At 74.8% G+C, this 14,683-nt stretch carries 12 protein-coding genes; 6 read left to right on the top strand and 6 right to left on the bottom strand.

Going from position 1 to position 14,683, the window contains the following annotated elements; translation table 11 throughout:
• Nucleotides 1-20: 20 nt before the first annotated feature.
• The gene (locus tag ACFU7Y_RS24660) at nt 21-3,797 is read left to right on the top strand and encodes a hypothetical protein (protein ID WP_380769670.1); all 3,777 of its coding nucleotides are present in this window, start codon (nt 21-23) and stop codon (nt 3,795-3,797) included.
• A gap of 117 nt (nt 3,798-3,914) precedes the next feature.
• On the top strand, nt 3,915-4,844 hold the full coding sequence (locus ACFU7Y_RS24665; RefSeq protein WP_224283202.1) for a cellulose-binding protein: 930 nt from the start codon (nt 3,915-3,917) through the stop codon (nt 4,842-4,844).
• Nucleotides 4,845-4,955: 111 nt separating this feature from the next.
• Here the strand turns inward: ACFU7Y_RS24665 and ACFU7Y_RS24670 are convergent, their stop codons facing one another.
• On the bottom strand, nt 4,956-5,276 hold the full coding sequence (locus ACFU7Y_RS24670) for a hypothetical protein (RefSeq protein WP_224283203.1): 321 nt from the start codon (nt 5,274-5,276) through the stop codon (nt 4,956-4,958).
• On the bottom strand, nt 5,273-6,070 hold the full coding sequence (locus ACFU7Y_RS24675; RefSeq protein WP_224283204.1) for an alpha/beta fold hydrolase: 798 nt from the start codon (nt 6,068-6,070) through the stop codon (nt 5,273-5,275). The genes ACFU7Y_RS24670 and ACFU7Y_RS24675 overlap by 4 nt, the downstream gene beginning before the upstream one ends.
• Before the next feature lie 170 nt (nt 6,071-6,240).
• On the opposite strand from ACFU7Y_RS24675, the gene ACFU7Y_RS24680 reads away from it, so the two are divergent.
• A complete protein-coding gene (locus ACFU7Y_RS24680) occupies nt 6,241-7,248 on the top strand; it encodes an ABC transporter ATP-binding protein (protein WP_380769668.1) in 1,008 nt (335 codons plus the stop codon).
• Between the two features lies 1 nt (nt 7,249).
• Complete coding sequence (locus ACFU7Y_RS24685; protein WP_224283206.1) at nt 7,250-8,017, top strand: ABC transporter permease subunit; 768 nt, start codon at nt 7,250-7,252, stop codon at nt 8,015-8,017.
• 20 nt (nt 8,018-8,037) lie between these two features.
• Here ACFU7Y_RS24685 and ACFU7Y_RS24690 read toward each other — a convergent pair whose 3' ends face one another.
• Entirely contained in the window at nt 8,038-8,361 is a 324-nt protein-coding gene (locus tag ACFU7Y_RS24690; protein ID WP_224283207.1) for an ATP/GTP-binding protein, read from the bottom strand.
• Nucleotides 8,362-8,750: 389 nt separating this feature from the next.
• On the opposite strand from ACFU7Y_RS24690, the gene ACFU7Y_RS24695 reads away from it, so the two are divergent.
• Entirely contained in the window at nt 8,751-9,899 is a 1,149-nt protein-coding gene (locus ACFU7Y_RS24695) for an LLM class flavin-dependent oxidoreductase (protein WP_380769671.1), read from the top strand.
• Between the two features lie 87 nt (nt 9,900-9,986).
• Here the strand turns inward: ACFU7Y_RS24695 and ACFU7Y_RS24700 are convergent, their stop codons facing one another.
• Nucleotides 9,987-10,379: an SCO5389 family protein gene (locus ACFU7Y_RS24700; protein ID WP_045694845.1), complete on the bottom strand. Its 393-nt coding sequence runs from the start codon at nt 10,377-10,379 to the stop codon at nt 9,987-9,989.
• Between the two features lie 480 nt (nt 10,380-10,859).
• On the opposite strand from ACFU7Y_RS24700, the gene nucS reads away from it, so the two are divergent.
• A complete protein-coding gene (gene nucS, locus ACFU7Y_RS24705) occupies nt 10,860-11,519 on the top strand; it encodes an endonuclease NucS (protein WP_224285208.1) in 660 nt (219 codons plus the stop codon).
• 19 nt (nt 11,520-11,538) lie between these two features.
• Here nucS and ACFU7Y_RS24710 read toward each other — a convergent pair whose 3' ends face one another.
• Both ACFU7Y_RS24710 and ACFU7Y_RS24715 read right to left on the bottom strand, forming a co-directional pair.
• Complete coding sequence (locus ACFU7Y_RS24710) at nt 11,539-13,812, bottom strand: ATP-binding protein (RefSeq protein WP_380769669.1); 2,274 nt, start codon at nt 13,810-13,812, stop codon at nt 11,539-11,541.
• 236 nt (nt 13,813-14,048) lie between these two features.
• Nucleotides 14,049-14,369, bottom strand: coding sequence for an STAS domain-containing protein (locus tag ACFU7Y_RS24715; RefSeq protein ID WP_224277544.1), 321 nt, complete (start codon nt 14,367-14,369; stop codon nt 14,049-14,051).
• Nucleotides 14,370-14,683: the final 314 nt, after the last annotated feature.

Consider the following 14,683-nt stretch of genomic DNA (forward strand, 5'->3'; position numbering starts at 1 on the left):
CGGCCGAGGAGGGCGAGCGGCTGCGGGCCACCGCCGAATCGGTGGCCGCCGAACTGAAGGCCGAGGCCGAGGCGGCGATCGCCGAACTGCGCGCCCTGGCCGAGCGGGACGTCGCCGAGCTGCGCGCGCAGGCCGCGGCCGACGCCCAGCGGCTGCGCGGCGAGGCCCTGGAGGAGGGCCGGGCGGCCGGTGCCAAGGACGCCACCGTCCACCTCGCGAAGGCCGCCAAGACCGCCGAGGAGGTGCTCGGCCGGGCCAACAAGGACGCCGAGACCGCCCGGGGTGAGGCCGCCGCCGAGGCCGAGCGGATCCGCGCCGAGGCCTCCGCCGAGGCACAGCGGCTGCGCGAGCAGGCCCAGGCCGCCGTCGAGCAGGCCCAGAACGCCGCCCTGGACGACGCCGCCGCGATCCGCGAGCAGATCGAGCGGATGCAGGACGAGGCGGCCCGGCTGCGGGCCGAGGCCGAGGAGCTGCGCGCCCAGGCCGCCGCCGAGGCCGACCGGGTGCGCGGCGAGGCCCGGCGCCAGGCCGTGGTCCAGATCGAGGAGTCGGCGAAGAACGCCGAGGAACTGCTCACCAAGGCCAAGGCCGACGCGGACGAGCTGCGTGCGGGTGCCGCCGGGGAGATCGAGCGGCTGCGCGAACAGGCCCAGGAGCAGGCCGCCGAGACCCAGGGCCGGGCCGAGCAGACCCTGACGCGGGCCCGCGCCGAGGCCGGGAAGATCACCGAGGCCGCCGAGCAGCAGAGCCAGGACGCACTCGCCGCCGCCAAGGCCGCGGCCGCCGAGAACCGGTCCGCGGCCGAACGCGAGACCGCCGAACTTCGGCGAGAGGCAACCGAGTTCGACCAGCGGGTGCGCGCCGAGGCGATCGCCGAGGCGGAGGCCCTGACCACCGAGGCTCAGGCTGAGGCGAACGCCGTCCGGGACGCCGCGGTGGCCGACGCCGAGCGGGTGCGCACCGAGGCCGACACCGAGGCCGCCCGGACCCGGGCCGAGTCCGAGGCGGCCGCGAGCGCGCTGCGCGAGGAGAGCCGGCGCGAACGCGAGGAGGCCGCCGCCGGGCTGCGGCGCGAGCGCGAGGAAACCGCCGAGCAGCTGGACGCCGCCGAGGCCGCCCGCGAGCAGGCCGAGCAGACCGCCGCGCAGACCCGGGCGGAGGCCGAGCAGGACGCCACCGAGCTGCGCGCCCTGGCCCAGCGCGAGACCACCCAGCAGCGCGAGACCGCCGAGGCCTACGCCGACCGCGTCCGCACCGAGGCCGAACAGCACGCCACCGAGCTCACCAAGCGCACCGCCGCCGAGACCGCCGAGGTCCGCGAGGCGGCCGAGAAGCACAGCGCCGAGGTCCGCGAGGCCGCCGACAAGCACAGCGCCGAGGTCCGCGAGGCCGCCGACAAGCACAGCGCCGAGGTCCGCGAGGCCGCCGACGCCTACGCCGCCGAACAGCGCACCACCGCCGACGCGTACGCGACGGAGACCCGGGCGGAGGCCGAGCAGGACGCCACCGAGCTACGCGCCCTGGCCCAGCGCGAGACCACCCAGCAGCGCGAGACCGCCGAGGCCTACGCCGACCGCGTCCGCACCGAGGCCGAACAGCACGCCACCGAGCTCACCAAGCGCACCGCCGCCGAGACCGCCGAGGTCCGCGAGGCGGCCGAAAAGCACAGCGCCGAGGTCCGCGAGGCCGCCGACAAGCACAGCGCCGAGGTCCGCGAGGCCGCCGACACCTACGCCGGCGACATCCACGAGGCCGCCGACGCCTACGCCGCCGAACAGCGCACCGCCGCCGACGAGGTGCTGGAGCGCGCCGAGGCCACCGCCGAGCAGCGCCGGGCCGAGGCTGCCAAGGACGCCAAGGCCACCCGCGAGAAGGCCGCCGCCGAGCTGGCCCTGGCCAACGAGCAGGCCGGGACCGTCCGGGCCGAGGCCGGCCGCCAGCTGTCCGAGGCCCGCGCCGCCGCCCACGGCATCCGCGCCGAGGCCACCGCCGAGCTGGAGCAGGCCAAGGCCGACCGCGCCGAGCTGATCGCCACCGCCAAGGCCGAGGGCACCGAGCTGGTGGCCGCCGCCGAGGAGGAGGCCGCCGAGGTCCGCCAGTCGGTGGCCGGCATGCACGAGGCCGCCGCCGAGCAGATCGCCGCGCTCAAGGCCGCCGCCGAGCAGGACGCCACCGAGGTCCGCGAGGCCGCCGAGCAGGACGCCACCGAGCTGCGCGCCCTCGCCGAGCGGGAGACCACCGAGCAGCGCGAATCCGCCGACGCGTACGCCGCCGAGCTGCGCGCCCTGGTCGAGCGCGAGACCGCCGAGCAGCGCGAGCTCGTCGACCGCGAGACCGCCGACCTGCGCGCCCGCACCGAGGCCGAGACCACCGCCCTGCGCGAGCAGACCGAGCTGGAGCTGGCCACCGAGCGGGAGGCCGCCGAGAACGAGCTCGGCCGGCTGCGCGCCGAGGCCCTGGCGTACGACGAGCAGCTGCGTGCGGACGCCGAGGCCGAGTTGCACGCCGCCCAGGAGGCCGCCGAGCAGCTGCGCGCCGACGCCGAGGCGCAGGCCGCCCGTACGGTGGCCGAGGCCGAGGCCCAGGGCGCCCGCACCGTCGCCGACGCCGAGGAGCTGTCCGCCGGCCTGCGCGCCGAGGCCGAGGAGTACGCCCTCGCCACCCGCACCCTGGCCGACGAGTACGACTCCGACACCCACTCCCGCGCCGACGCCTACGACGCGCAGACCCGGGAGGCCGCCGAGCAGTTCGACAAGGCCACCCGCGAGCAGGCCAAGTCCGTCCTGGAGAAGGCCTTCGCGGACGCCGAGGCGCTCGGGGAGGACGCCCAGACCACCGCGCTGGCCACCACCGCCGCCGCCGAGGAGCAGGCGGACGCGATGGTCGCCGCCGCCCGCAAGGAGGCCGACCGGCTGGTCGCCGCCGGCGAGGCGGCCGGTCAGGGCGAGGTCGAGAAGGGCCGCTCCGATGCGGACGCCCTGCTCGCCGAGGCCCGCCGGGACGCGACGGCGATCCGCGAGCGCGCCGAGGAGCTGCGCGAGCGCACCGATGCCGAGGTCGAGGCCCTGCACGAGCGCGCCCGCAAGGAGAACGCGGCGGCCATGAAGTCGGCCGGTGAGCGGGTGGACGCGCTGGTGACGGCTGCCCAGGAGCAGCTGACCGAGGCCGAGGAGCAGGCGGTGTCCACCGTCGCCGAGGCCGAGGACCGCGCAGCGGCCCTGGTCGCCGCGGCCGAGGACCGGGCGGCCGAGCTGACCTCGGAGGCCTCCGCGGAGGCCAGCAAGGTCCGGATCTCCGCCGTCCGCAAGGCCGAGGGCCTGCTGAAGGAGGCGGAGACCAAGCTCGCCGGCTCCACCAACCGCGCCGAGGCGCTCATCGTCAAGGCCGAGGCCAAGCTGCAGTCGGCCGAGACCGAGGCCGAGGAGCGGCTGGACCAGGCCTCCGCCGAGGCGGAGAAGCGGCTGCGGGACGCCGACGAGGCCGCGGACGAGCAGATCGAGCGGGCGAAGGCGGAGGCCGAGCGGCTGCTCGCCGAGGCGAAGGCCGAGGCGAAGCGGGCCACCGACGAGGGCCGGCGCGAGCTGGACGAACTGGTGCGCCGCCGCAAGGACATCAACACCGAGATCTCCAGGGTCCAGGACGTGCTGTCCGCCCTGGAGGCATTCGAGGCGCCGTCACCGGTCGCCCAGGCCAACGGGGGAAGCAGCAGCAAGAAGGACGGGGGTGCCAAGGCCGGTGCCGGAGTTGGCTCCCCCCGGTCGGGTGGCAATCGCTCCAAGAGCTCACCACCCGATTGAGCGGACATTGGCGGTCATTGTCCGTGAGAGAACGACGTATAGCCGTCGACACTCCGGTACCGTGTCAGGATTCCCTCAACCACCTCAGCGGTTTGACGACAGGAAGCCCAGAACCCCATGAGCGACAGTCACTCCCCTCACGGCTTCGACCTGGTGCGCCGTGGGTACGAGCGCGCCCAGGTCGACGAGCGGATCACCAAGCTGGTGGCCGACCGTGACAGTGCCTTGACCCGGATCAGCGCGCTGGAGAAGCGCATCGAGGAGCTCCACCTGGAGACCCAGTCCGCCCAGGCTGCGGTCGTCGAGCAGGAGCCCTCCTACGCCGGTCTCGGCGCCCGGGTCGAGAAGATCCTGCGACTCGCCGAGGAGGAGGCCAAGGACCTGCGCGACGAGGCGCACCGCGCCGCCGAGCAGCACCGTGAGCTCGCCGAGGCCGCCGCCCAGCAGGTCCGCACCGAGGCCGAGAACTACGCCAAGGACCGCAAGGCCAAGGCGGAGGACGAGGGGCTGCGGATCGTCGACAAGTCCAAGAGCGACGCCGCCCAGCTGCGCGCCGAGGCCAACAAGGACGCCCAGAACAAGCGCGAGGAGGCGGACGCCCTCTTCGAGGACACCCGTACCAAGGCCGCCCAGGCCGCGCTGGAGTTCGAGACCAACCTGGCCAAGCGCCGCGAGCAGTCCGAGCGCGACCTGGCCGCCCGTCAGGCCAAGGCGGAGAAGCGCCTGGCCGAGATCGAGCACCGGGCCGAGCAGCTGCGCCTGGAGGCCGAGAAGCTGCGCACCGACGCCGAGCGCCGCGCCCGCCAGACCGTCGAGACGGCCCAGCGCCAGTCCGAGGACATCGTGGCCGACGCCAACGCCAAGGCGGACCGCATCCGCAGCGAATCCGAGCGCGAGCTGGCGGCGCTCACCAACCGCCGCGACAGCATCAACGCCCAGCTGACCAACGTCCGCGAGATGCTGGCGACGCTGACCGGCGCGGCCGTGGCCGCCGCCTCGCTGCCGAACGACGACACCATGGGCGTGCCCGCCCAGCAGTCGCGCTGACGCACGCCGGACCGGGCAGCACCGCAGGCCCTCACCCGCCCGGGTGAGGGCCTGTCGGCTTTCGCGCCGTCATCGCCCCGGGCGCGTCCAGGGCCTGTCGAGGACGGCCCCTTACCGGGGGTAGGCGCCGTCCGGCCGCTGGTACCCGCTGCTGAGCTGGTTGCCCTCGTCGTCCGAGACGGTGCCGAACCAGGAGGTGCACCAGACCGACACCGAGTCCGGCCAGTACTGCACCTCGAAGGGGTGCCCGGGCCCGTAGTCGCCGTACGAGGTGACGATGAAGGTCTCACCCGGGCGCATCCAGTAGTCCTCGCCGAGCGGTTCCAGGGTCAGCTCGACCAGCCCCTCGCCCCGGTTGGTCACGGGCATCCGGCCGGTCACCTCCAGCGCCGAGAAGTCCCAGGCCGCCGCGTCCTGGCTCTCCTGGCTCATCCGGCGGCCACCCGGGCGAGCAGGGTGCGCACGGCGGCGTCGAAGGCCTCGGGCGCTTCCAGGGCGCTCAGGTGGCCCACCCTCGGGAGGAGGGTCAGCTCGGCGTCGGGCCGGGCCCGCACCATCAGCTCGGCCTCCTCCGGCGCCACCAGGGCGTCCTGGGCGCCCGCCACGATCGCGACCGGCACCCGCAGGGCGGCCAGCACGTCCAGGGCGTCGGGGCGGGCCGCCATGGCCCGCTGGGCCCAGGCGACGGCGGCCGGCGGCGCGGCGGCGACCATCGCCTGCACCCGTTCCACCAGGTGCTGCGAGTCCGGCCCGAGCTGCCCGGCCGCGACCTGCTCGTCCAGCAGCAGCTGCACGCTGTCCCGGGCGGTGACGACGGCGGCGATCCGCTCCCGGTTGGCCCGTGCCGTGTCGGTGTCGGCGGTGGCCCGGGTGTTGGCCAGCAGCAGTCCGGACAGCCGGCCGGGGTGGCGGCGGGCGAAGGCCAGCGCCACGTAGCCGCCCATGGAGAGCCCGCCGACCACCGCGCGCTCGATCCCGGCCGCGTCCAGCAGCAGTGCGAGGTCGTCCGCGAGCAGGTCCAGCGAGGGCTCGTCGGCGCCCAGCCCGGTGCCGCCGAACCCCCGCTGGTCGGGGGCGAGCACGCGCGCTTCGTCCCCGGTCAGGCCGGGCAGCGCGTCCAGTTGGGACGACCACATCGAGGCGTTCAACGGAAAGGCGTGCAACAGCACGAGAGGTGTTCCGGTACCGCTCTCGCGGACCGACACTGCGGAGGGGAGCTCGCTCATGCGCCCACCTCGCTTCGCTCGGCGGGGGCCTTCGCCCATGCGCACCTCTCGATGACTCGCTCGCTTCGCTCGCTCATGTCTCCAACCTATTCCGGTGCGCCTGGCGGGCCCACCCAGCGGGCCGCGATGCCCCGTTTGTCCTAGCCTGACAAGGAACTGTGGGAGCGCGAATGATCGAGCTGCACGAACTGACAAAACGTTACGGCAAGACGCTTGCGGTGGACCGTCTCAGCTTCCGGGTCCCCCAGGGGGTGGTGACCGGCTTCCTCGGCCCCAACGGCGCCGGCAAGTCCACCACCATGCGCATGATCCTCGACCTCGACCGCCCGACCGCCGGCCGGGTCACCATCGACGGCAAGCACTACGGGCAGCTCAGCGAACCGCTCAAGTACATCGGCGCGCTGCTGGAGGCCAAGGCCGTCCACCCCGGCCGCACCGCCCGCGACCACCTGCTCTGGCTCGCCCAGAGCAACCGCATCCCCGCACGCCGGGTGGACGAGGTGCTCGCCCTGGTCGGCCTCACCCCGGTGGCCCGCAAGCGGGCCCGCGGCTTCTCGCTCGGCATGGGCCAGCGCCTGGGCATCGCCTCCGCCCTGCTCGGCGATCCGGAGATCGTCATGTTCGACGAGCCGGTCAACGGCCTGGACCCGGAGGGCATCCTCTGGATCCGCAACCTGATGAAGCGCCTCGCCGCCGAGGGCCGGACGGTCCTCGTCTCCTCCCACCTGATGAGCGAGATGGCCGTCACCGCCGACCACCTGGTGGTCATCGGCCGGGGGCGGCTGCTCGCCGACCTGCCGATGCCGGAGTTCATCCGGCGCAACTCCCGCTCCGCCGTACGGCTGCGCAGCCCGGAACCCGAGCGGCTGCTCGACGCGCTGGCCGAGGCCGGCCTGCGGCACGAGCCCGGCCCGGACGGCTCCTACGAGGTGGTCGACGGCGACATCGCCCGGCTCGGCGGGCTGTTCGCCGCGAACGGCGTGGTGCTGCACGAGCTCAGCCTGCAGCAGGCCTCACTGGAGGAGGCCTTCCTGCGGATGACGGCCGACTCGGTGGAGTACCACGCGGGCGACGGACCGGGCCGGGACGCGGCCGGCGCGCCCACCGCGTGGGGCGCCGGCTGGAAGGCGGACGGCACCCGGAAGACCACCACCACGGCACTGCAGGAGGAGAACTGAGATGGCGTCCTTCCCGGCGGTCCTGCGCTCCGAGTGGACGAAGATCCGCAGCGTCCGCTCGACGGTCTGGACGCTCGCGCTGACCTTCGTCGTCACGGTCGGCATCGGCGCACTGCTGTCCCTGCTCACCAGCACCGACTTCAGCGAGTTCCGCCGGAACGGGCAGGCCCCGTTCGACGCCACCGGGACGTCCTTCTCCGGCATCATGCTCGGCGAGCTGGCGATCATCGTCTTCGGTGTGCTGGCGATCGGCAACGAGTACAGCAGCGGCATGATCCGGGCCACCCTCGCCGCCGTCCCGCAGCGCGCCACCCTGCTCACCGGCAAGGCGGCGGTGCTCGGCGCGCTGGCCCTCGCGGTCTCGCTGGTGACGGCCTTCGTCACGTTCTTCGTCGGCCAGGCGCTGCTCGGCTCGCACTCCACCACGATCGGCGAGCCGAACGTGCTGCGGGCCGTGTTCGGAGCCGCGCTGTACCTGACGATGCTCTGCCTGTTCTCGGCGGGCGTCACCACGATGCTGCACAACCAGACGCTCGCGCTCGGCGTGCTGGTGCCGTTCTTCTTCCTGCTCTCGCCGATCCTCTCGGCGGTGCCGAAGGTCAGGACCCTGGCCCACTACTTCCCCGACTACGCGGGCTCGCGGATGCTGCTGGTGTACGAGCAGCACGGCCAGCCGTACGGGCCGTGGACCGGCTTCTTCATCTGCCTCGCCTGGACGGCGGCGGCGCTGGTCGGCGGTGCGCTGGTGCTCAGGCGGCGCGACGCGTAGCCGGCCCCGCAGCGGGAGCGTCAGTACCGCGGAGCGCCGCGGCCTCGCAGGAGGTTGGAGGCCCGGCGCTCCCGCGCTCCCCAGCAGGCGCGGTGCCAGTGCCGCCGGTCGTCCACCCCCGCGCCGTGCATCGGCCAGGCCACCACGTGGCCCACCCCCGGCGGGATCTCCTGGTCGCAGCCCGGGCAGCGGTAGAACCGCCCCGCCGTCCCGGCGACCGTCTGGACCACCCAGTCCTCGCCCCGGTAGCTCTCGGTGCGACGCAGCGAACCGCCGAGCGGGGCGGCCGCCTCGGCGCTCTCGCGGGGGGCGGCGATCTTGATCCGATTGCGGCGCGGAGACACGCGGACTCCCTCTCCTCCTGGGCTCTGAGTCGTTCCAGCCTACGGCCGGCCGGACTCCCCCACGGCCACTATCACGGCTCCGTCCGGCACTTCGGGGTTTTTGCCCAGATCCACCCGATCATCGGGGAAATTCAGGGTTCCGCGTGCCATTGGCACATGACATCGGATACCCACAAGGGGAAGAGGCGGGGCCCGCAGACCCTGCGCGCACCCGAGGAGGACCAACGATGAGCAAGACCAGCGCCCGAGCCGAGACCGGTCGGCCCGTCGGGATCCGGCCGCCCGCCCCCGGCCCGACGCTGACCTCCGTCCCCCCGGTGACGGCCGTCGCGGGCGAGCCGCTGCCGGCGCCCCAGCGGGCGGGCGCGCTGCCGCCGTCCACCGGTCCGGTGCGGCTCGGCCTGTTCCTGCTGTCCGCGCAGTTCCCCGGGCAGAGCCACGGAGAGGCGCTGGAGCGCACCGTCCGCTCCGCCGTCGAGGCCGAACGCGCGGGCCTGGACAGCGTCTGGCTGGCCGAGCACCACTTCGTGCCGTACGGGGTGTGCCCGGACGCCGCCACGCTGGCCGCGATGCTGCTCGGCCGCACCCGCCGGATCGGCGTCGGCACGGCGGTCAGCGTGCTCTCCACCCGCCACCCGGTGGGGCTCGGCGAGCAGGCCGCGCTGCTGCACCTCACCTCCGGCGGACGGTTCACGCTCGGGGTGGGCCGCGGCGGGCCGTGGATCGACCTGGACGTGTTCGGCGGCGGCGTGGACGCCTTCGAGAACGGCTTCCCGGAGCGGCTGGACCTGCTGCTGCGCTGGCTGCGCGGCTCCCGGGTCGGCGCGGACGGCCCACAGTTCGCCTTCCCCGAGGTCACGGTGGTGCCGCGCGCCACCGAACCCCTGCGGCGACCGGGCCTGAGCAGCTGGCTCGGCCTCGGCGGGCGCTCCGGCCCCGTGCGCTTCCCGCGCCAGCGCCGGGACGACGAGGGCCTCGGCGAGGAGCTCACCGTCGACGGGCGGCCGGTGGCCGGCCCACCCGTGGTGGTCGCCTGCACCTCGCCGGGCGGGGTGCGGCTGGCCGCCGAGCGCGGCCTGCCGATGCTGCTCGGCATGCACTCCGGGGACGACGACAAGCTGCGGATGCTGGAGCTGTACCGGGCCGCCTGGCTCGCCGCCGGGCGCAGCGAGGAGCAGCTGCGCCGGATCGGCCGCCAGCACGTCGCGGCAGGGGTGGCCCAGGTCGACGACCGCGCCGCGGCGGCCCGGTCCACGCTGCTGAACGCGATGCCCGGCTGGTTCGAGTACGGGCTCGGCGCCCACCGCACCGTGGACGGCCGCGAGCGCACGATGCGCGACCCGCGCCAGTACACCGAGCTGCTCTGCGACCTGCACGCGGTGGGCACCCCGCGGCAGTGCGCCGACCGGCTGCTGGCCACCGCCGAGCGCACCGGCATCCGGCGCTTCGCCCTGCTCGCCGAGGGCAGCGGCGACCAGGAGGCGACCCTGCAGAACATCTCCCGGCTCGGCTCCGAGGTGCTGCCGCAGCTGGGCTGAACCCCGCGGGGGACGGGCCCGGGCCGCCGCCCCTCCCCCCGCACCGGGGGACGGGGGCGGCCGGCGCCGCAGCGGGGTACGACGAAGTCAGCAGTCCCGCAGCTCCTCGGACTGGTTGAGCAGCTGCTCCCGGACGGAGGTGAAGCGGTCGTACCGCGCCTCGTTGGCCTCCGACGGCAGGAACACCGCCACCCGGTGACAGTTCTGGAAGGCCAGCCGGACCCCGAAGTGGCGCTGGAGGGCGCCCCGGATGGCGTCGCTGGCAAGGGCGCGCAGGAGCTGGCCACGGGCCTGCTCGCTGGGCGGCGGTACCTGGTTGTCGGCGAAGTCGGTGCCGTCGACCTTCGCCTGGGCGACCAGCGAGCTGATCAGGTCCCAGGCGTACGGCAGCGAGACGCGGACGCAGTCGACGAATTCCCGCTCGTCGACCTCGCCCCGCTCGGCCTTCTCGAGCAGGGCCGGTGAGACGTCGAGCGACATGGATTCTCCTCTCGCGGTCCACCCGCGCGGCGCCCGGGTGGTCGTGCGTAGGTCAAGCTCACAGTGAGGGTGGCGGATTCGCGTGGGGCGTCCGGAACACCGAGGGACAGGGGTTTCCAACACCTACGCGATCGCGGCGGCACCACGGGACGTGACGTCCTGGACACCGAACGCGCTCAGAACAGCGTGGCAGTCAACGGCGCGACAGGCCGGTCGTTCCTGGGTATTGCTACGGAAATACGTTGCGGCGCACCAGATTGGCCGGATCCCGTCGGATCGTTCATCTGCAGTCTCCATCCCCGTTGACAGCGATCCCGCAAGCGTGCCGTCACACACCGTAGCGACCTGAGGGTGGAGGCGCCAGACCTCGACGGGCGGTAGCGGGACCGCGGGACCTCCATGTTGGCCGGGTTCGCGCTTTCTTCACCCCGTCGTCGCGGAATCGCATCAACTGGCCCTGGTGGGCTAGCGTGGTCGACCGTGCGTCTCGTAATTGCCCGCTGCTCAGTCGACTATGCCGGTCGGCTCTCCGCCCATCTGCCCTCCGCCACCAGGCTGATCCTGGTCAAGGCCGACGGCAGCGTCAGCATCCACGCCGACGACCGCGCCTACAAGCCGCTCAACTGGATGTCCCCGCCGTGCGTCCTCAAGGAGGCCGACGGGGTCTGGACGGTGGAGAACAAGGCCGGCGAGAAGCTCATCATCACGCTGGAGGAAGTGCTGCACGACACGTCCCACGAACTCGGGGTCGACCCGGGCCTGATCAAGGACGGCGTCGAGGCGCACCTCCAGGAGCTGCTCGCGGACCGGATGGAGGTGCTCGGTACCGGCTGGTCGCTGATCCGCCGCGAGTACCCCACCGCGATCGGCCCGGTCGACATCCTCTGCCGCGACGCCGACGGCGCCACGGTGGCCGTCGAGATCAAGCGCCGCGGCGAGATCGACGGTGTCGAGCAGCTCACCCGCTACCTCGAACTCCTCAACCGGGACCCGCTGCTGGCCCCGGTCAAGGGCGTCTTCGCCGCGCAGGAGATCAAGCCGCAGGCCCGCGTCCTGGCCACCGACCGCGGGATCGGCTGCGTGGTGCTGGACTACGACGAGCTGCGCGGCATCGACGACGACAAGCTCAAGCTGTTCTGACCGTCCGCTTCCCGCCCGCTCAGGACGGCCCCGGGGTGGTCGGGCCGGCCGTCCCGCCCGGCGCGGTCGGCGACCCGGACGCGGCCGGCGGCGAACTCGTGGGAGACGCCGGCGACGACGGGCTGCGGCTCGGCTCCGTCGTCTTCGAGGGCTGCCCGGTCGACTGAGGCGGCTGCGGCTGCCCCGGCTGCGGGGCCGGCGGCTGACCCGGTGCGGGCGGCTGCTGCGGGGCCGGCGACTCGCCCGCCCCCGGCGAGGAACTCGGCTTCCTCGTCGGCGAGGCGCTCGGCGAGTGCGAGGCGCTGCCGCTCACGGACGGCTCCGGGCCGGCCCCCTGCCCTGCCGGACCGCCCGGCTCGGCACCGGCCGTCCCCGGGCCGGCGCTGCCGGAGGACTGCGGGAACGGCGGGTCCTGGGTGCCGCTGCCGCCGTCCAGCCGGCCGTTGTGCGGGTCCCTCCCCTTGATCTCGTCCGGTCCGCTGAAGCTCATCGCCACCGCCGTGCCGAGCACCCCCAGGGTCAGCACCGCCGTGGAGACCACGGCCGCCCGGCGCCGCCTGCTGGACTTCAGGCCTGCCGGCACCCGGGCCGCGATCTTGCGGATCACCGGCGCGCGGCCGGGCGCCGCCACGGCGGGCGCGGCGGCCGGCAGCTGTCGGCCCTCGGCGCGCAGCAGGTCGAGCATCCGGCGGGCGGCGGCCACCCCGCGCTGCTCGCCCGCCGAGGACCGCAGGGTGAGCGCGGTCTCCAGTTCGGCGATGGCCCGGGAGGGCTGCTGGACGCAGATCGCGTGCACGCCCGCCTCGTGGTGGAACCAGGCCTGGTCGACCGCGGAACCGGTCCGGCGGGCCGCCTCCAGACCGAGCTGGAGCACCCGCTCCCAGGCGCCCCAGCGCAGCGACAGCGCCAGCGCGGGCGCCGCCGCCCGGGCGAGCCGGACCACCGCGTCATGCCGCCCGGCGGTGCGGTCGGCGAGCAGGACGCCGATCACCACCTCGGCCTCGGCGGCGATCTGTTCCAGCGACACCGAGCTGTGCCCGACCCACCAGGCGAAGTGCTGGGCGGCGCCGTCGACGCAGCCGCGGGCCGGCCAGTGCGGGGCGAGCAGTTCGAGCGCGCCGGCGGTCAGCCGGCGGTGCCCGCCGATGGACACCGCCAGCCCGGCGTCGGCGAGTTCGGCGAGGGCGGCCTCGCCCTGCCCGACGTCGATCAGCGCCGGCAGGTGCGGCGCGGTGGGGCACTCGCCGCCGAGCGCGACGGCGAGCCGCAGCACGGCCTGCGCGGGCTCGCTCAGCCCCTCGGCGAGCCGGACCGCGGGCGAGGCGGTCTCCGCCACCGAGGGCAGCGGGACGGTGCGGCGCAGCTCGTTCTCCCGGATCGCCGGGTCCGGGTCGTGGACGAGATCGTCGACGGCTCCGAAGACGTCCATCCGGTCGTCCTCGGCGGCGACCAGCGCGTCCACCGAGACGTCCCGCTGGCGCAGCAGCGCGGCGGCCTGGACGAAGCGCAGCGGCAGGCCCTCGGACTCGAACCAGAGGTCCACCGCCCAGGCCTTCTCGGCCACGTCCAGCGGCCGCCCGGCCAGCCGGGCGGTGAGGGCGAGGCAGGCGAAGCGGGAGAGTCCGGCCACCAGGTGGTCCTGGAGCCGGGAGCCGGCGGGCAGCGGCGGGCCGTCCGGGGCGGCGGAGATCAGGAAGGCGCAGCCGGGGGCGGCGGCGAGCAGCTGCTCCAGCTCGGCGCCGGAGGGCTCGGCGGCGTCGATCACCACGATCGCGCCGACCTCGGCGAGGTGGGCGGCCAGCTGCCCGGGGTCGGGGCGGTAGCCGGGTGCGTGGTGGGTGGCCGCGAAGAGGTCCTGGAGCAGGTCGGGAACGGTCCGGCGGTGGCCGCAGAGCTGCACCACGCCGCCGGGGGCGAGGTCGGCGGCGGCCTCGGCGACGGCCGACAGCAGCGCGCTGCGGCCCGAGCCGGCCTGGCCGACCAGGCGTATCGAGCGGCCCTCGGCGAGCAGGCCGAGCAGTTCGGCGATGTCGCTCTCGCGGTCCAGCATCGGCAGGTCGGCGGGCCCGGCGCCGAGCGCGAGCGGGCCGACCGCGCGGCCGACGCCGCCGACCGGGCCGCGGGCGGGCTCGCTGCGTTCGATCCGGCGCGGGCGCGGCCGCCACTCCTCGGGACAGGTCCCGGCCTCGGAGCCGTCCGGGGCGCCGACGCCCACCAGCAGGCCGCCGGAGACCAGTTCGCCGCCTCGGATGCGGACGGCCTCCTGCCGGAACTCCCCGGATGGCTGTGCCACGTTCTGCTCCGCATCGTGCTCGGCCGACGGCGTCCCGCGCCACCCGGCTGACGTCCCCGGTCGCGGCCGTGGCCGGGCTGGAGGCAGCCCGGCGGCCGTCTTCTGACGGGCAGACTCTTGCACATCCGGCTCCGGCCGTGCAGAGCGGTCCACGGCCGACGCCCGGTCGGCCCCGCTGACCAGGGACGTTGCGCGGTGGGGTCCGGGGGGTGCGCAGGCGCGCGGTGCGGCAGGGGTTACAGAGCGACTCCGTGCGCCTCGGTGACGCCGTCGACGGTCAGGATGCGGTGCAGCTTGGTGGCCACCAGCAGCCGCTGGAGCTGGGCCGGGACGGAGCGCAGCACCAGCCGGCGGCCGATCCGGCCGGCCCGCCGGTGGGTGCCCATGATCACGCCGAGCCCGGTGGCGTCCCAGAACTCCAGCCGGGCGAGGTCGAGCACGAGGTCGCCGAGGCCGCCGTCCACCGCCTGGTGCAGCCGGGCCCGCGCGTCGGCGGCGGTGCGCACGTCGAGGCGGCCTTCGATGGCCAGCGCCGTGTGGTCGCCGGTGATGCGCATGCTCTCCTCCTTCGCCTGGACGGCCTGGTGCGGGGCGGGTCCGCCCCGGCCGCGCCGGGTGCGGGAGCGGGGGGTGCATCCGGGTGGGCCGCAGCCCCACATCCGGGCCCGGGCGGAATGCCGGGTTCCCTCATCTGACGGCGAACCGGCTCCGCAGGTTGCTGGTTCCGGCCAGATCTGAAGCGACTTCACCCGTCCGAGGGAATATACGCAGGTCGGCCCCACACCTATGCTCGATTACCGCCCAAATCACCCGTCTGCGGCACCCGGCGTGAGGAAACTCACCCGAGCCGGCGGAGCGGGCCGTGCTATGC

The sequence above is a fragment of the Kitasatospora sp. NPDC057542 genome (assembly GCF_042801945.1).
Taxonomy (GTDB): Bacteria; Actinomycetota; Actinomycetes; order Streptomycetales; family Streptomycetaceae; genus Kitasatospora.

Coding starts and splice junctions, on each gene's coding strand:
- ACFU7Y_RS24665 (WP_224283202.1), top strand. CDS start 3,915: ATGAGCGACAGTCACTCCCCTCACGGCTTCGACCTGGTGCGCCGTGGG.
- ACFU7Y_RS24670 (WP_224283203.1), bottom strand. CDS start 5,276: ATGAGCCAGGAGAGCCAGGACGCGGCGGCCTGGGACTTCTCGGCGCTG.
- ACFU7Y_RS24675 (WP_224283204.1), bottom strand. CDS start 6,070: ATGAGCGAGCTCCCCTCCGCAGTGTCGGTCCGCGAGAGCGGTACCGGA.
- ACFU7Y_RS24680 (WP_380769668.1), top strand. CDS start 6,241: ATGATCGAGCTGCACGAACTGACAAAACGTTACGGCAAGACGCTTGCG.
- ACFU7Y_RS24685 (WP_224283206.1), top strand. CDS start 7,250: ATGGCGTCCTTCCCGGCGGTCCTGCGCTCCGAGTGGACGAAGATCCGC.
- ACFU7Y_RS24700 (WP_045694845.1), bottom strand. CDS start 10,379: ATGTCGCTCGACGTCTCACCGGCCCTGCTCGAGAAGGCCGAGCGGGGC.
- ACFU7Y_RS24715 (WP_224277544.1), bottom strand. CDS start 14,369: ATGCGCATCACCGGCGACCACACGGCGCTGGCCATCGAAGGCCGCCTC.